The organism is Delftia sp. JD2 (assembly GCF_001682645.1).
GTDB classification, from domain to species: domain Bacteria; phylum Pseudomonadota; class Gammaproteobacteria; order Burkholderiales; family Burkholderiaceae_C; genus Comamonas; species Comamonas acidovorans.
In genome coordinates this window covers 40,562-57,346 of sequence record NZ_LFJT01000041.1, presented here as the reverse complement: position 1 = coordinate 57,346, position 16,785 = coordinate 40,562, and the positions used below count along the sequence as shown (strand labels likewise).

Sequence of the window (16,785 nt, the reverse complement as noted above, 5' to 3'; positions counted from 1 at the left end):
GGGGCAGGGACTGGCCGCCGATATCGAGGAAGGGACCGCCCTGCCCCTCACCCGCCCCCTCACCCACGCGCGCAGGCAGCAGGTTCATGCGAGGCGACCCCATGAAGCCCGCCACAAAGGTGTTGGCCGGCCGGTTGTAGACCTGCTGCGGCGTGCCCAGCTGCTGCAGCACCCCGCCCTTCATGACGGCGATGCGCGTGGCCAGGGTCATGGCCTCGATCTGGTCGTGCGTGACATAGATGATGGTGGCGCCCAGGCGCTGATGCAGCTTCTTGATCTCGGCGCGCATGTCCACGCGCAGCTGGGCATCGAGGTTGGACAGCGGCTCGTCGAACAGGTAGAGCTGCGGCTCGCGCGCCAGCGCCCGCCCTATGGCAACGCGCTGGCGCTGGCCGCCCGACAGCTGGCGCGGCTTGCGCCCCAGCAGGTGCTCTATCTGCAGCAGCCTGGACACCTCCTGCACCCGCGCAAGGCGCCGCGACTTGTCCACCTTGCGCATCTCCAGCGGAAAGCCGATGTTGCCCGCCACGGTCATGTTGGGGTACAGCGCATACGACTGGAACACCATGGAGATGTCGCGCTCGGCCGGCGCCGCGTGGGTGATGTCGCGGCCGCCCAGCGCCAGACGGCCGCCGCTGGGCGGCTCCAGGCCCGCGATGATGTTCATCAGCGTGCTCTTGCCGCAGCCCGACGGGCCGACGAGGACCAGGAATTCGCCCTCCTGCACGGCAATGCTGATGTCCTGCAGGATGCTGGCCGCGCCGAAGCGCTTGTGGATGCGGTCGAGATCAAGGAATGCCATGGAATGCCTCACTGGAAGATGCTGGGCATCAGCCTTTGACGGCGCCGGCCATCAGCCCGCGCACGAAGAATCGGCCCGACACCAGGTACACGGCCAGCGTCGGCAAGGCCGCGATGAACGCCCCCGCGAAGTGGACGTTGTATTCCTTGACACCGGTGCTGCTGTTGACCAGGTTGTTCAGCGCCACGGTCAGCGGGTAGGAGCTGAAATCGCTGAACGAGGCGCCGAAAAGGAACTCGTTCCAGATGCTGGTGAACTGCCATATCGCGGCCACCACGACGATGGGCAGGCTGTTGGGCAGCAGCACGCGCCACAGCAGCCCGAAGAACCCCGCGCCATCCATGCGCGCCGAGCGCACCAGCTCGGCCGGGAAGGCCGCGTAGTAGTTGCGAAAGAACAGCGTGGTGAAGCCTATGCCGTACACCGTGTTGACGAAGACCAGGCCCTTGAGGCTGCCCGCCAGGCCCAGCGCCCCCAGCATCTTGGCCATGGGGATCAGCACGATCTGGAATGGAATGAAGACAGACAGCAAGATGGCGCCGAACAGCAGGTCCGCCCCCCGGAAACGGAACTGGGTCAGGATGCAGCCGTTGAGCGCGCCCAGGGCCGTGGACAGCAGCACGGATGGCACGGCCACCAGGAAGGAATTGAGGAAGAACGGCCGCAGCCCCGTGGCCTGCACGCCGATCTGCGCCGTGCTCCAGGCGCTGCGCCAGGGCGCCAGCGTCCACTGGCCGGGCAGCGCCAGCAGGTGGCCGCTGCGGATCTCGTCGAGCGGCTTGAACGAATTGGCCAGCATCACATAGACCGGCAGCAGGAAGACCGCCGCCAGCAGGACCAGCGCCGCATACAGCAGCACGCGCCAGGGCTGAAGCCGCCGTGTCACGGACCAGGGTGTGCGCAGCTCAGTCATGGCGACCTCCTGCGCTGCGCATGGCGCCCCAGAGATAGGGCAGGACGATGGCGCCCACGGCCAGCAGCATCAGCACCGAGCTGGCCGCGCCCACGGCCATCTCGTTGCGGGTGAACGAGTACTGGTACATGAACACCGAGGGCAGCCAGGTCGAGCGGCCTGGCCCGCCATTGGTCAGCGCAATCACCAGGTCATAGGACTTGATGGCCATGTGCGCCAGGATCACGAAGGCCGATACGAAAACCGGCCCCAATTGCGGCAGGACGATGCGCCAGTAGACCTGCCAGGTGCGCGCGCCATCGAGCCGCGCCGCATGGATCTGCTCGGAGTCCACCCCGCGCAAGCCCGCCAGGAACAGGGCCATGGCAAAGCCGCTGGTCTGCCACACGGCGGCGATGACCACGCAGTAGATGGCCATGTCGCCGTCCTTGATCCAGCCGAACGCAAAACCCTGCCAGCCCAGCAGGTGCATGGATTTTTCCAGGCCCACGCCGGGGTCGAGCAGCCATTTCCACGCCGTTCCCGTGACGATGAAGGACAGGGCCATGGGGTACAGGAAGATGGAGCGCAGCACGGCCTCGGCGCGGATCTTCTGGTCGATCAGGATGGCCAGTACCAGGCCCAGCGCCATGGCAATGGCGATGTAGAGGCTGGCGAACACCGCGAGGTTGTTCGCCGAGATCTTCCAGTTCTCCAGCCCCAGCAGCCGCGTGTAGGCAGCGGTGCCGGCCCATTCATGGCGCGGCAGCAGGGTCGATGCCGTGAACGACAGATAGACCGTGAACAGAATGCATCCGTACACGCACACCAGCGTGAGCAGCACGCTGGGGCTGAGCAGCAGCCTGGGGAGCCAGCCGGCCTTCATGGCAGGGTCCTCCATCAGTCGGCCAGGGCCGAGGCCAGCTCGGCCACGGCCCTGGCATCGTCGATCTGGCCGTTGAAGTGGCGCGTGACCACGTCATAGATGGCGTTCTTGGCCGATGCGGCCGTCGCATGGCCCAGCGCAATGGAGCCCAGCATGCTGCGCCGGCCATCGGCCTCGGCCACGTCGCGGATGGCCTTTTTGCCGCATTCGTCGAAGGCCGTATCCGCCACGTCCAGGCGCGCAGGCGCCGCACCCTTGACGACATTGAACGCCGACTGAAAGGCCGGCTCCATGATGGCGGCCGCCAGCTTGCGCTGAGCGGCCGCCTTGCCCGCGTCGGACAGCCTGAACATCACGAACTGGTCGGTACTGAAGGCCACCATGCCCTGGGTGCCCGGGAAGCGATAGCAGGCAAAGTCCTTGCCGGGCTGCTTGCCGGCGTTGAGGAACTCGCCCTTGGCCCAGTCGCCCATGATCTGGAAGCCCGCCTTGCCGGCGATGACCATGCCCGAGGCCACGTTCCAGTCGCGCCCCGAAAAATCCTTGTCCACCAGGCTGCGGATCTGCGCCATGCGCTGGAATACCTTGCGCGTGGTCGCCGACCGGATGGTGGCCTGATCGCGCTCGATGAAGGCCTTGCGGTAGTAGTCGGCGCCGCCCGTGGACAGGGCCACGCTGTCGAACACGATGGCCTCCTGCCAGGGCTGGCCGCCATGGGCGATGGCGATGAAGCCGGCTTGGCGCACCTTGCGCGCCGCCGCGATGAATTCGTCAAAGCTCGCTGGCTCGGCCGTCACGCCCGCCTGGGCCAGCACCTGCCGGTTGGCCCACAGCCAGTTGGTCGAATGGATGTTGACCGGCGCCGCGATCCAGCGGCCCTGGTAGCGCGAGAATTTCTGCACCTCCTGCGGCACGCTTTTGTCCCAGCCCTCGCGCGCGGCCAGGGCATCCAGGTCGGCGACCACGCCCTGGCCGCCCCAGTCCAGGATGTCGAAGCCCAGCATCTGCACCGCCGTGGGCGGGTTGCCCGAGGTCACGCGGGCGCGCACCGCCGTCATGGCCGCCTCGCCGCCGCCACCGGCCACGGGCATGTCGTTCCAGCGCACGCCCTGCTTTTCCAGCCCGCTCTTGAGCAGGTTCAGCGCGGCGGCCTCGCCGCCAGCGGTCCACCAGTGCAGGACCTCGACGCTCTGCCCGGCCATGGCGGCCGGCGGTGTGGCAAGGGCCATGGCCAGCGCCATGGCAGTCAGTGGCCGCTTCATGCCGTGTCTCCTTCGTGGATGGGCAGATACCAGTGGCTGCGCGCACCCAGGTGCATGTGCAGGGTCTTGGCCTGGGTGTAGTCCTCGGCGGCACGGCGGCCCAGCTCTCGGCCCAGACCGCTTTGGCGGTAGCCGCCGAAAGGCAGCTCGGCATGGCCTTCGAGGAAGGTATTGACCCAGACCGTGCCGGCCTTGATGCGCCGCGCCGCCGCCAGGCAGGTGCTGAAGTCACGGCTCCAGACGGCGGCCGACAGGCCGTAGAGCGTGGCGTTGGCCAGGTCGATCGCATCGTCCAGGTCCTCGAAGACCAGTACCGCGAGCACGGGCCCGAAGACCTCCTGCCTGGCAATGGCCATGTCCGGCGTCACGCCGGCCAGTACCGTGGGCTCCACATACAGGCCCGGGCGCGCCATGCGGCCGCCCCCCAGCACCACGCGTGCGCCGGCCTGGCGCGCGGCCTCGATATGGATGAGGATGGCGTCCAGCTGGCGCTGCGTGGTGATGGCGCCCACCTGCACGCCCTGGTCCAGCGGATCGCCCACGCGCACCTGCCGAGCGCGCTCGGCCACGGCGGCCACGAAGCGCTCCGCGATGGCCGCCTGCACCAGCACGCGGCTGCCGCTGTTGCAGCACTGGCCGGCATTGAAGTGCATGCCCAGCACCGTGGCATCGACGGCCGCCTCGAAGTCGCAGTCGGCAAAGACGATCTGGGGGTTCTTGCCGCCCAGCTCCAGGGACAGCTTCTTGAGGGTCTGCGCCGATGCTGCGGCCACCTTCCGGCCTGTTTCCGTGGAGCCCGTGAAGGACAGCATGTCGATGTCCGGGTGCGCGGCCAGGACCTCGCCGACAGCGCCACCGCCGCCTGGCAGGATGTTGACGGCACCGGGCGGCAGGCCGGCGTTCATGAGGATCTCGCCCAGCATCAGCGTCGTGGCCGATGTTTCCTCGGCCGGCTTGACCACGGCCGTGCAGCCGGCGGCCAGCGCAAAGGGCAGCTTCTGGCTGACGATGAGCAGGGGAAAGTTCCAGGGCGTGACGATGCCGACCACGCCCAGCGGCTCGCGCAGCACCACACCCAGCGTCTGCTCGCCCAGCGTGTCATAGCTGTCGCCATGCAGGTTGCGCGCCAGTGCGGCGGCGTAGTGCCACAGGTCGGCTGCCGCGCCCACCTCGTCCAGCGACTGGGCCAGCGGCTTGCCAGTCTCCAGCGTCTCCATACGCGCCAATTCCTGCCTGCGGTCCAGCAGGCATTCGGCCACGGCACGCAGCACGCTGGCGCGCTGCGCACCCTTCATGCGGGGCCAGGGCCCGTGGTCCGCAGCGCGGCGTGCGGCGGCAATGGCACGCGCGGCATCGGCCAGCCCGGCCCGCGCATGGATGCTGGCCACGGTGCCGTGGGCCGGGGAGCGGCGCTCCAGCGTCGCGCCGTCGGCCGCATCGGCCCAGGCGCCATCGATGAGCAGCCGGCCATGGAACGGGGGCCTGTGGACGAGGCCGGCCATGGCCCCTGCATTCACTGCAGGTGCATGGGCTGGAGGCGGGTTCGCGGCAGTCATGGTGGCGGTCTCCTTGGGTGATTCAGGGGGCAAGGGCGGGACGGCGAATCGGCAGGTCGGCAGGTCGGCGCAGATTCAGCGGCCCAGGTAGCGCGGCACGCGCTTTTCCTTGAAGCTGCGCAGGCCTTCGGCTGCATCGGCCGTGCTCGCGGCCAGGGCTGCGGCCATGGCTTCCAGTGCGGCGGGTGCGTCTTCGCCGGCGGCGGCATTGATCAGTTGCTTGGTCAGCTGCAGTGCCACGGGCGCCTGGCCTGCCATGTCGTGGGCCAACGCAGCAGCGCGCAGGCCCAGTTCGCTGGCCGGCACCCGTTCATGCACCAGCCCGCAGGCCAGCGCCTGATCGGCGGACAGCCGCACGCCGCCCAGGGCCAGGTACTTCGCGTGGCCGGGGCCGATCAGCCGCACCAGCCGCTGCGAGCCGGACCAGCCGGGACAGGTGGCGATCGATGCCTCTGGCAGCGCGAACTGCGCCGTATCGACGGCGATGCGCACATCGCTGGTGATGGCCAGCTCCAGCCCGCCGCCGAACGCATGGCCGTTGAGCGCCGCAATCACGGGCTGGCGCAGCCGCGCCCACCGGTCGAACACCTGGTGGCCACGGCGCACCCACTGCCGCCACATGTCCAGCGGCTGCAGCGCGGCCCAGGCATGAATGTCGGCCCCCGCGCAAAAGGCCCTGTCGCCACGGCCGGTCAGCACCACGGCACGGATGGCGCCATCGGCCTCGATCTCGCGCGCCATGTGCTCCAGTGCGTCAAGCATGCAGGGGGTCAGCGCGTTGAGCCGTGCGGGCCGGTCTATCGTGACCTGGGCCACGGGGCCCTGGCGCACCAGTTGAACCAGGGTCTCAGCCACGGCGGACCTCCCGGGCCTGCAGGGCCAGGCCAAAGGGCGCATCGTGGAACAGGCACTCATCCATACGCCGCAGGTCGGGCGCCACCTGCAGCGCCATGCCGGCCTGCTCCAGCACATCGCGCTGCAGGTCCACGCCGGGCGCGATCTCGCGCACGACCAGGCCCTGGTCTTCGAGGTCGATGACGCAGCGCTCGGTCACATAGCGCACCCGCTGCCCGCGCTGGCGCCCGACCAGGCCGCTGAAGCTGATGTGCTCGGCCGTGCCGACGAACTTGCGCGTGCCGCCCTCCTCGAGGATGTCCAGCCGCCCGTCTCCCACGCGCAGCCTGGCGCCGGCCGTGAAAAGTCCGCAGAAGACGATGCGCCGCGCATGGGCCGTGATATCCACAAAGCCGCCGCAGCCGGCCGTCAGATAGGGCCTGGCCCCCAGCCGCGAGACATTGACGCTGCCATCGCCATCCACCTGAAGGAAGGACAGCAGCGTCACATCGAAGCCCCCGCCCTGGAAATAGGTGAACTGCTGGGGTGAGGCCACGATGGCATCGGCATTGGCCGCGCAGCCAAAGGCAAAGCCCAGCAGCGGCATGCCGCCGACGGCGCCCTGCTCTATGACCCAGGTCACCTCGCCATGCAGGCCCTCTTCGAGCAGGATGCGCGGCACATTGGCCGCAATGCCAAAGCCCAGGTTGGCGGCATGCCCGTGCGCCAGCTCCATGGCGGCGCGGCGCGCAATCACCTTCTCGGGCCCCCAGGCCTGGGGCTCGAAGCCGGACAGCGGTTGCGCAACCTCCCCGCTGATGGCCGGGTCATACACCGTCTGCGTGGTCTGCCACTGATCGGCATCGACCACCACATGGTCCACCAGATGGCAGGGGACGCGGACATCGTGCGGCCTCAGGTGGCCGGCCCTGACGATGCGCTTGACCTGGGCGATGACGATGCCGCCGTTGTTGCGTGCGGCCATCGCCTGCTCCAGCGCACCCAGCAGCGCGCCTTCGTGCTCATAGCCCAGGTTGCCGCGCTCATCGGCCGTGGTGGCGCGCAGGACGGTCACGTCGGGCGCCACAGCAGGAAAGAACAGCCAGTCGCACCCGTCGAAATGCTGCAGGCGCACTACCGGATGGCGGCTGGCCGGCTCGTTCATCGCGCAGCCCTGCTGTGCGGGATCGACAAAGGTGCCCATGCCCGCCTGGGTCAGCACGCCCGGGCGCCGCGCAGCCGCCTCGCGGTGCATGTCGAACAGGATGCCGCTGGGGATGTTGTAGGCCTGGATCTGGTTGTCCACCACCATGCGCCAGATCGCAGGCATGGGCAGTGAGGACGGGCCGCTGGGATACGAGCCGGCCAGGACACGCGACAGCAGCCCGGGCCGGGCCAGATGGTCCATTCCCTTGATGCCGTACATATCGCCGGCCGCAATCGGGTGCAGCGTGGTCAGGTTGCGCGGAGCACCCTCGCGTTCGAAGCGCTCGCCAATGGCGGCCAGCACCTTGTCGGGGCAGCCCAGCCCGCTGGACGAGCTCACGCTGACGATGTCGCCGTCGCGCAGCAAGGCTGCAGCCTGTGCGGCGGTGATGTGCTTGTTCATGCGGCTGCTCCCCGTTCCCGTGCAAGGGGATTGGCTATGGGTACGGCCCGGCCCGTGCGGCAGGCCTGGGCCATGGCCACCGCCGCCGCCAGCGAGCGCACGCCGTCCTCGCCGGTGGCGGCAGGCAGGCCTTCGCCGCGCAGGGCGGCGCAGAACGCGACCACCCCATGCGCGTAGAGACCGTGGTGCTCCACGGCAATGGACTGCTCGCCGGCCCCATTGCGCAGCAGCACCTCGCCGCCCGGCCGCTGCGTCATCACATCGCGCCCGATGAGCGAGCCCGAGGCGCCATGGATCTCGATGCCGGTTCCCGCATGCGCCACGGTGAATGCCGCATGCAGTTGCGCCAGCACGCCGTTGTCCAGCCGCAGCACGGCCATCACGCCGTCCGCCACGCCGTTGCGGGACAGCGGTCCTTGCTGCTCCAGCGCCACCGCCTCCACCGGCTCAGCCCCCAGGATGAAGCGCAGCGCATCCACGTCATGCACGCCGATGTCGAGGATCACGCCACCGGCCTCGGGCCGCTCCAGCCGCCAGCCCTGCACAGAGGGCGGCAGTTCGATGGCGTGGAAGACGCGCGCAAACAGCGGCTGGCCCACGGCGCCATTGCGCACCAGCTCGCGCATCCTGCGGTGCGTTGCCGCGTTGCGCAGGTGGTGGTTGGTGCCCAGCACTACGCCTGCGGCCCGGCATGCCCTCACCATGTCCAACGCATGCTCCACGGTCAGCGCCAATGGCTTCTCGCACAGGACATGCTTGCCGGCCGCTGCCGCAGCAAGGACCTGGGCGTGGCGCAGTTCGTTGTCGGAGCTGACGTAGACCACTTGGACTGACGGGTCGGCCAGCAGGGCGGGCACCGAGTCGTAGGCGCGGGCAATGCCCTGCTCGGCAGCAAACTGCGCCGCGCGCTTTGCACTGCGGCTGGCGACCGCCGCCACCGTGTGCCCGCGCTGCGCGCGGATGGCACCGATCATGTGATCGGCAGCAATGGTGCTGGCCCCTATCAATCCCCAACCGACCTCGCTCATGGTCTCCCTCCTTGTATTGATAATTTCTATTGGAACGTTCTAATTGATTATTGGAACGTTCCAAAAGAAGATCAAGCACAATCGCGCCGACCCAGGGAAAACACCGAACCATGATGAACAAGCCCCCTTCCGTGCGCGCCGTGACCATCCTTGACGTGGCGGCTGCGGCCCAGGTATCCAAATCAACGGTGTCGCTGGTGCTCAAGGGCAGCCCCCTGATTCCGGCCGAGACATCGGAGCGCGTGCGTGCAGCGGCAGCGCAGCTCGGCTACGTCTACAACCGCCGCGCCGGAGAGCTGCGGCGCCAGTCGTCCAACATGGTCGGTGTCGTGATCAACGACCTGATGAACCCCTTCTTTGCCGAGGTGCTGGCGGGGCTGGAGCGCAGGCTGGCCGATGCCGGCTTCATCACGCTCATGGCCCATACCAGCGAAAGCCTGGAGCGCCAGCAAAAAGTGCTGACCGCCATGCGCGAGCACAACGCGGCCGGCATTGCGCTGTGCCCGGCGCTGGACACGCCGGCCTCGCTGGCGCAGGACCTGCAGTCATGGGGCATTCCCCTGGTGGTCATGATCCGCACGCTGGGCGAGGGAAGCTACGACTTCGCAGGCGCCGACAACGCCCATGGCGTGATGGCGGCCACGCGCCACCTGCTGGCGGCCGGGCATCGCCGCATCGGTTTTCTGGGAGGGCTGGACGGCCTGATGCTGGAGCAGCGCCTGAGCGGCTGCAGGGCCGCCTTTGCCGATGCAGGCCTGGCTTTCGATGAAGACCTGGTTTTCTCCGCCAGCCCCACGCGCACGGGAGGGCATGACGCCATGCTCAGCCTGCTGGCCGCGCAACCAGCCATCAAGGCGGCCATCTGCTACAACGATCTGGTGGCCTTTGGCGCACTGTCTGCCCTGGACGAAAACGGACTGCGCGCAGGCAAAGACTTCGCGCTCATGGGCTTCGACAACGTGTTCGATGCCGCGCATTCCCATCCCCCCCTGAGCACGGTGGACGTGCGCCCCGCCGAGCTTGGCGAACAGGCTGCCACCTTGCTGCTGGCACGCATGGCCCATCCGGGCCAGCCCCGCCAGCAGTTGTTGGCCAGGCCCAAGCTGGTGCTGCGCCAGTCAGCCTGAAGACCGCGGCTCGGTCGGAACTGGCCCGGCTCTGCAGGCTCAGCGCGGTAGCCCGTCAATCGTCTGGATCAGCAGTTGCGCCAACCTGTCGCTGGCGGCCTGGGTGCGGTGCACGCCATCCGGGTTCAGGTCTTCGTCACCCCGAAAGTCCGCATCCCAGCCGGCGTGCGGTATGCCCTGTTGCGTGGCGATGTCGTGCATCACCGCGTTCAGGGCGTCCAGGTTGTTCGTCCATTCAACGGGAAAGCGCCCCAGCGGCATGCCGGGCAGGCCCGTGAACACGGGAGTGGAGCCGCATTCCCGGCTGATGCGCACGGCCTCCAGCAGGTCGGCCCGGTACTCGTCTGGCGGGACCAGGCCGAAGCCGTCATTGGCGCCCAAGGCGATGACCGTGACGCGGCTGTTGTGCGGCACATCGGCAAACGTCAGCATGAGTTTTTGCAGCCGCAGGCCGTTGATGCACCTGTCATCCAGCGTCCACCAGGGGCGTGCCGCCTGGATGCGCTGCACCGGCGTGATGTCCACGCCGTAGCCGTTGAGAATGCTGTCGCCGTTGAGCTCGATGCTCAACGGGCAGCGATAGCCAAACAGCCGGCACAGCAGCTTTTGCAACCAATCCATATCGAACCTCCTGGGGAATGCGGGCATGGACGACACGGCATGTGTCGTTCATCCGATGATCCGCGAGGCTCCCTCGCCCGCAGGCACTCCGGGCACCACGGCCTGGCGTGCAGTGCCCAGGCACATCATCTGAAGGGCGCCAGGGCCGCTATCCCACCATCTCCCGCACCCAGCCCGGCAACTCGATGGCCTTCTGCCTGGGAAAGTCCACCCAGATGACGGTGCCGCCACCGGCCGCGCAGATGACGCCGGGTTCGGAGATGCGTTCCATGGTTCCCCAGGTCTCGAACGTTGTGCGGCCGGGGTCGCTGACGTACATCTTGAGCAGCACTTCGTCGGGATAGGCCAGCTGCTGGTGGAAGTTGCAGAACGCATTGACGATGACCGGCCCCTGCCCGCCCGGCGTAGGCGCCATGCCCGCTTCAACCATCCAGTCGATGCGGGCAGTCTCCAGATAGCGGAAGTACGTGGCGTTGTTGACATGGCCCATGGCGTCCATGTCGCCCCAGCGCACTTTGAATCGCATCTCGTGAACCCATTTTTTATATTCTGGAATCTCTATGCGCATGCCTGCAGTCTCCTTGTTGTAGCGCCACCGCAAGGCACCATGCCCCGCAGCCCCCGGTCACTGTGCAGCAGGGCGGATTCCCGCGCTGTCACCTATCAGCAACGACGGGGTCCACGCACGTCATAGAATCCACCGCATTGCGGCATTTGCGCTGCAGCCGAACGAACGTTCGGTCTGCCGAACATCCTGTTTTTTCAATATCCAAGCGAGACACCCCGATGACGAACGAAGAAATCCTGGCCCAGTACGGGCCGCGCGAAGCCATGGAATACGACGTGGTGGTGGTTGGCGGCGGCCCCGGCGGCCTGGCCACGGCCATCCGCCTCAAGCAGCTGGCGGCCGAAAAAGGCCAGGATGTCTCCGTCGTCGTGCTGGAAAAGGGCTCGGAGCCCGGTGCCCACATCCTGTCGGGCGCCATCATGGACCCGCGTGCGCTGACCGAGCTGATCCCTGACTGGAAGGAAAAGGGCGCGCCCCTGACCCAGCCCGTCACCGACGACGCCATGGTTTTCCTGGGCGAGAAATCCGCCCTGCGCACCCCCAACTTCCTGCTGCCGGCGTGTTTCCAGAACCACGGCAACTACATCGTTCGCCTGGGCTACGTGGTCAAGTGGCTGGGCGAGCAGGCCGAGGCACTGGGCGTTGAAATCTTCCCGGGCTTTGCTGCCGCCGAGGTGCTCTACAACGAGGACGGCTCGGTCAAGGGCGTGGCCACCGGCAACATGGGCATCGGCAAGGACGGCGAACCCACGGGCGAGTTCCAGCTGGGCATGGAGCTGCACGCCAAGTACACGATCTTTGCCGAAGGCTCACGCGGCCATCTGGGCAAGCAGATCATTGCCAAATACCAGCTGGACGCCGGCAAGGACCCGCAAAGCTACGGCCTGGGCATCAAGGAGCTGTGGGAAATCGACCCGGCACGCCACAAGCCCGGCTTCGTGATGCACACGGCCGGCTGGCCCATGGACAGCAAGACCTACGGCGGCGCCTTCCTCTACCACCTGGACGACAACAAGGTCACGCTGGGCTTCATCACGGGCCTGGACTATGCCAACCCCTACCTGAGCCCCTTCGAGGAATTCCAGCGCTGGAAAACCCATCCCAACATCCGCTACTACCTGGAAGGCGACGAGTCCAAGGGCATCAAGCCGGCCAAGCGCCTGGGCTACGGCGCGCGCGCCATCACGGCAGGCGGCCTGCTGTCCCTGCCCAAGTTCGTGTTCCCGGGCGGCGCGCTCGTGGGCTGCGACGCAGGTTTCCTGAACGTCAGCCGCATCAAGGGCAGCCATGCCGCCATCAAGACCGGCATGCTGGCCGCCGAGGCCGCCTATGACGCCATCGTCGCGGGCCGCCAGGGCGACGAGCTGGGCGCCTATGTAGAGGCCTTCGAGAACAGCTGGCTGTACGAAGAGCTGAACAAGTCGCGCAACTTCAAGGCCTGGTTCAAGAAGGGCCTGACCACGGCCACGCTGATGAACGGCATCGAGCAGTTCGTGCTCAAGGGCAACATCCCCTGGACGCTGCACCGCGACAAGCCCGACCACGCCTACCTGAAGCCTGCGGCCGAGTGCAAGCCCATCGACTATCCCAAGCCCGATGGCAAGCTGACCTTCGACCGACTGTCCAGCGTCTTCATCAGCAACACCAACCACGCCGAAGACCAGCCCGCCCACCTGACGCTCAAGGATGCCTCGGTGCCCGTGGCCATCAACCTGGCCAAGTACGCAGGCCCCGAGCAGCGCTACTGCCCGGCCGGCGTCTATGAGTTCGTGGACGACACGGCCCAGGGCGGCAAGCGCTTGCAGATCAACGCCCAGAACTGCGTGCACTGCAAGACCTGCGACATCAAGGACCCCACGCAGAACATCGTCTGGGTCACGCCCGAAGGCGGCGGCGGGCCGAACTACGCGGGCATGTGATCCGCACGCCACACCGGCCCTCCTCTGAAGCCTGCCCAAGCCTGCTTGTGCAGGCTTTTTCTTTGAGCGCCGTCAAAGCCATGCAGGCCCAGAAAGCATAGAAGGCCATCCGAAAGGCGCTTGCACGCAATAAAAATGCACGGCAAAGCCAAAAACAGGCCCCTGAAGACGCAAACCTGCACCGCCAAACCTGTCCAACACGCATGAAAAAGTTGCACCTAGGGCATTCCCCGCAGATTTCATGCCAATTTTTAGATACAAACCTATAGGTGAAAACCGGGTCGTCCAAACGCCAAGGCGTACAGGGCGGCTGCAGTAGACTTTGCCGCGAAGCGCCGCGACCGTCCTGTGCGGCCTTCTGCTGAGCAAACAGGAACAAACACAAGCACGTTGGAGATACACGTATGAAGCACTTGTCTTGGGCGCCCCTGGGCGCGCTGGCCCTGGCAATTTCCGCCATCGCGGGCGGCGCCCACGCCGCTGACGAGAAGTCGGTCGCAGTGACCGCCATCGTCGAGCACCCTGCACTCGACGCCGTGCGCGACGGCGTGCAGGCCGCGCTCAAGGAAGCTGGCTACGAAGCCGGCAAGAACCTCAAGTGGCAGTACCAAAGTGCCCAGGGCAACACCGGCACGGCCGCGCAGATCGCACGCAAGTTCGTGGGCGACAAGCCTGACGCCATCGTGGCCATCGCCACGCCCTCGGCCCAGGCCGTGGTCGCATCGACCAAGACCGTGCCCGTGGTGTTCTCCGCCGTGACCGACCCCGTGGCCGCCAAGCTGGTGCCCAGCTGGGAGCCGTCCAAGAACAACGTGACCGGCGTGTCCGACCTGCTGGCCCTGGACAAGCAGATGGATCTGGTCAAGCAGGTCGTGCCCAACGCCAAGCGCGTGGGCATGGTCTACAACCCCGGCGAGGCCAACTCCGCCGTGGTGGTCAAGGAACTCAAGGCCCTGCTGCCCAAGCTGGGCATGACCCTGGTGGAAGCCGCCGCACCCCGTTCCGTGGACGTCAGCAGCGCCGCGCGCAGCCTGGTCGGCAAGGTCGATGTGATCTATACCAACACCGACAACAACGTGGTCTCGGCCTACGAGTCGCTGGTCAAGGTCGGCCAGGACGCCAAGATCCCGCTGGTGGCCTCGGACACCGATTCCGTCAAGCGCGGCGCCGTGGCTGCCCTGGGCATCAACTACCGCGATCTGGGCGAGCAGACCGGCCGCATGGTGGTGCGCATCCTCAAGGGCGAAAAGCCAGGCGACATGAAGACCGAAGTCAGCACCAAGATGGAGCTGTTCGTGAATCCCGGCGCCGCCGAGAAGCAAGGCGTCAAGCTGTCCGACGCGCTGGTCAAGTCGGCCGCCCAGGTGATCAAGTAATACCCGGGGTTTGCCTGCCCGGGACCAACCCGGGCAGTGCGCCCACGGTGGCAGGCGCCATGGCAACATGGCCCTGCCCTTTTTTTAAGTCGTTTTCTGTCCCACGCGCCTGTCGCTCCTCCTATGTCTCTTTTCTCATTGCTCGGTGCCGTCGAGATCGGCCTGATCTTCAGCCTGGTGGCGCTGGGCGTCTTCATCTCGTTCAGATTGCTGCGCTTTCCCGACCTCACGGTGGACGGCAGCTTCCCGCTGGGCGGCGCCGTCTGCGCCATCCTGATTTCCACGGGCACCAATCCCTGGCTGGCCACGCTGGCCGGCACGGCCGCAGGCGCCGTCGCGGGCCTGATCACGGGCTGGCTCAATGTGCGCCTGAAGATCATGGACCTGCTGGCCTCCATCCTGATGATGATCGGCCTGTATTCGGTCAACCTGCGCATCATGGGCGGCCCCAACGTGCCGCTGATCAACGAGACCACGCTGTTCACCCTGCTGCAGCCCGACAGCGTGGCCGACTATGTGATGCGCCCGGTGATCCTGTTCGTGATCGTCGTGATCGCCAAGCTGGGCCTGGACTGGTTCTTCGCCACCGAGCGGGGCCTGGCCATCCGCGCCACGGGCTCCAACGCCCGCATGGCCCGTTCGCAGGGTGTGAACACCGGCGCCATGATCCTGCTGGGCATGGCGATCTCCAACGGCCTGGTCGGCCTGGCCGGCGCGCTGTTCGTGCAGACCCAGGGCGGCTCGGACATTTCCATGGGCATCGGCACCATCGTCATCGGCCTGGCTGCCGTGATCGTGGGCGAATCCATCCTGCCTTCGCGCCGCATCGTCTGGGCCACGCTGGCCGTGGTGGTGGGCGCCATCGTCTACCGCTTCTTCATTGCAGCGGCCCTCAACAGCGATTTCATCGGCCTCAAGGCCCAGGATCTGAACCTCGTCACCGCCCTGCTGGTGACTGTCGCCCTGGTGATCCCCCAACTGAAGCGCAAATTTGCACAGCGCAAGTCCTGATCGCCGGAGAACCCTCATGCTGAGCGCACAACAACTCGAAATCACCTTCAACCCCGGCACGCCCATCGAAACGCGGGCGCTGCGCGGCATGTCGCTGGACATTCCCGACGGCCAGTTCGTCACCGTCATCGGCTCCAACGGCGCCGGCAAGTCCACCTTCCTGAACGCCGTCTCGGGCGACCTGTCCGTGGACAAGGGCCGCATCGAGATCGCCGGCCAGGACATGACGCGCCTGCCCGTGTGGGCCCGCTCCGAGCGCGTGGCCCGCGTCTTCCAGGACCCCATGGCGGGCACCTGCGAGGACCTGACCATCGAGGAAAACATGGCCCTGGCCCAGCGCCGCGGCACCTTCCGCCGCCTGAGCCGCGCCGTCAAGGCAGAGATGCGCGACAACTTCCGCGAGCGCCTGTCCATCCTGGGCCTGGGCCTGGAAAACCGCCTGACCGACCGCATCGGCCTGCTCTCTGGCGGCCAGCGCCAGGCCGTGAGCCTGCTGATGGCGGCGCTGCAGCCTTCGCGCATCCTGCTGCTGGACGAGCACACCGCCGCGCTCGACCCGCGCACGGCCGACTTCGTGCTGCAGCTGACGGCGCGCATCGTCTCCGAGGCCAAGCTCACCACCATGATGGTCACCCACAGCATGCGCCAGGCGCTGGACGTGGGCGAGCGCACGGTGATGCTGCACCAGGGGCAGGTCGTGCTCGACGTCAGCGGCGAAGAACGCGCCCGCATGGACGTGCCAGACCTGCTGCACATGTTCGAGAAGGTGCGCGGCGAAAAGCTGGCAGACGACGCGCTGCTGCTGGGCTGAGCGCTCCGCACTTCCGGGAACAAGGGGCGCTGCGGCGCCCCTTGTTCATGGGATGGCTACGGGCTGGCTATATCCACACGTCGTTCATCGCCGTCCTCTCGCCGCCTTCCTCCCCGGTGTTCAGCACCCCGCGCGGCTCGATCAGCATGAGGCGGGCTTCCCGCTTGGCGCTGGGCTTGTGCTCCGTGCCTTTGGGAACCACGTAGAGCTCGCCCTGGCGCAGCAGCACATGGCCATCACGGAAGTCGATGCGCAGTTCGCCGTCCAGCACCAGGAAGGCTTCATCCGTTTCGGCATGCGAGTGCCAGATGAACTCGCCCTGCACGCGCACGATCTTGAACTGGTAGTCGTTCATCTCGGCGACGACGCGGGGGCTCCACTGGCCGGTGAAGCGGCTGAATTTCTCGGGGAAGTTGATGGCCTCGCAGGGGCGGTTTTCAACGGGGAACGTCATGGGCAGACCTTATGAAAGCGTGTGAAGCC

The 16,785-nt window shown here is 67.0% G+C and carries 16 protein-coding genes; 5 read left to right on the top strand and 11 right to left on the bottom strand.

Annotated elements, in window-relative coordinates; translation table 11 throughout:
* From ACM14_RS20515 to ACM14_RS20480, 8 genes are all read right to left on the bottom strand, one after another.
* Positions 1–802 (bottom strand): ABC transporter ATP-binding protein (locus ACM14_RS20515; RefSeq protein WP_065347152.1); only part of this gene is annotated, 802 nt, incomplete at its 3' end.
* 28 nt (positions 803–830) lie between these two features.
* Positions 831–1,715, bottom strand: a complete 885-nt coding sequence (locus ACM14_RS20510; protein WP_016446302.1) for a carbohydrate ABC transporter permease — start codon at positions 1,713–1,715, stop codon at positions 831–833.
* Positions 1,708–2,580: a carbohydrate ABC transporter permease gene (locus ACM14_RS20505; protein ID WP_082001472.1), complete on the bottom strand. Its 873-nt coding sequence runs from the start codon at positions 2,578–2,580 to the stop codon at positions 1,708–1,710. The genes ACM14_RS20510 and ACM14_RS20505 overlap by 8 nt, the downstream gene beginning before the upstream one ends.
* A gap of 14 nt (positions 2,581–2,594) precedes the next feature.
* Positions 2,595–3,842 carry an ABC transporter substrate-binding protein gene (locus tag ACM14_RS20500; RefSeq protein WP_013801960.1) on the bottom strand — a complete coding sequence of 416 codons (1,248 nt, stop codon included), beginning with the start codon at positions 3,840–3,842 and terminating at the stop codon, positions 2,595–2,597.
* The gene (locus ACM14_RS20495) at positions 3,839–5,398 is read right to left on the bottom strand and encodes an aldehyde dehydrogenase family protein (protein WP_065347151.1); all 1,560 of its coding nucleotides are present in this window, start codon (positions 5,396–5,398) and stop codon (positions 3,839–3,841) included. Before ACM14_RS20495 ends, ACM14_RS20500 begins: the two co-directional genes overlap by 4 nt.
* Positions 5,399–5,473: 75 nt before the next feature.
* Entirely contained in the window at positions 5,474–6,253 is a 780-nt protein-coding gene (locus tag ACM14_RS20490) for an enoyl-CoA hydratase/isomerase family protein (RefSeq protein WP_065347150.1), read from the bottom strand.
* Positions 6,246–7,841, bottom strand: coding sequence for an acyl CoA:acetate/3-ketoacid CoA transferase (locus ACM14_RS20485; RefSeq protein WP_065347149.1), 1,596 nt, complete (start codon positions 7,839–7,841; stop codon positions 6,246–6,248). The genes ACM14_RS20490 and ACM14_RS20485 overlap by 8 nt, the downstream gene beginning before the upstream one ends.
* Entirely contained in the window at positions 7,838–8,869 is a 1,032-nt protein-coding gene (locus ACM14_RS20480) for a Gfo/Idh/MocA family protein (RefSeq protein ID WP_065347148.1), read from the bottom strand. The genes ACM14_RS20485 and ACM14_RS20480 overlap by 4 nt, the downstream gene beginning before the upstream one ends.
* A 110-nt stretch (positions 8,870–8,979) precedes the next feature.
* On the opposite strand from ACM14_RS20480, the gene ACM14_RS20475 reads away from it, so the two are divergent.
* Positions 8,980–9,996: a LacI family DNA-binding transcriptional regulator gene (locus ACM14_RS20475; RefSeq protein WP_065347147.1), complete on the top strand. Its 1,017-nt coding sequence runs from the start codon at positions 8,980–8,982 to the stop codon at positions 9,994–9,996.
* 39 nt (positions 9,997–10,035) lie between these two features.
* Here ACM14_RS20475 and ACM14_RS20470 read toward each other — a convergent pair whose 3' ends face one another.
* Positions 10,036–10,617: a GDSL-type esterase/lipase family protein gene (locus tag ACM14_RS20470; protein ID WP_065347146.1), complete on the bottom strand. Its 582-nt coding sequence runs from the start codon at positions 10,615–10,617 to the stop codon at positions 10,036–10,038.
* Positions 10,618–10,765: 148 nt separating this feature from the next.
* Positions 10,766–11,185: a thioesterase family protein gene (locus ACM14_RS20465; RefSeq protein ID WP_065347145.1), complete on the bottom strand. Its 420-nt coding sequence runs from the start codon at positions 11,183–11,185 to the stop codon at positions 10,766–10,768.
* 218 nt (positions 11,186–11,403) lie between these two features.
* Between ACM14_RS20465 and ACM14_RS20460 the strand changes: the two genes are divergently transcribed.
* From ACM14_RS20460 to ACM14_RS20445, 4 genes are all read left to right on the top strand, one after another.
* Positions 11,404–13,104 (top strand): electron transfer flavoprotein-ubiquinone oxidoreductase, encoded by a 1,701-nt coding sequence (locus ACM14_RS20460; RefSeq protein WP_034394846.1) that lies wholly within the window; start codon positions 11,404–11,406, stop codon positions 13,102–13,104.
* A gap of 404 nt (positions 13,105–13,508) precedes the next feature.
* Positions 13,509–14,480: an ABC transporter substrate-binding protein gene (locus ACM14_RS20455; RefSeq protein WP_012206114.1), complete on the top strand. Its 972-nt coding sequence runs from the start codon at positions 13,509–13,511 to the stop codon at positions 14,478–14,480.
* 123 nt (positions 14,481–14,603) lie between these two features.
* On the top strand, positions 14,604–15,491 hold the full coding sequence (locus ACM14_RS20450) for an ABC transporter permease (RefSeq protein ID WP_043825488.1): 888 nt from the start codon (positions 14,604–14,606) through the stop codon (positions 15,489–15,491).
* A gap of 16 nt (positions 15,492–15,507) precedes the next feature.
* Positions 15,508–16,302, top strand: a complete 795-nt coding sequence (locus ACM14_RS20445; protein WP_012206116.1) for an ABC transporter ATP-binding protein — start codon at positions 15,508–15,510, stop codon at positions 16,300–16,302.
* 67 nt (positions 16,303–16,369) lie between these two features.
* Here the strand turns inward: ACM14_RS20445 and ACM14_RS20440 are convergent, their stop codons facing one another.
* Positions 16,370–16,756 (bottom strand): cupin domain-containing protein, encoded by a 387-nt coding sequence (locus ACM14_RS20440; RefSeq protein WP_065347144.1) that lies wholly within the window; start codon positions 16,754–16,756, stop codon positions 16,370–16,372.
* Positions 16,757–16,785: the final 29 nt, after the last annotated feature.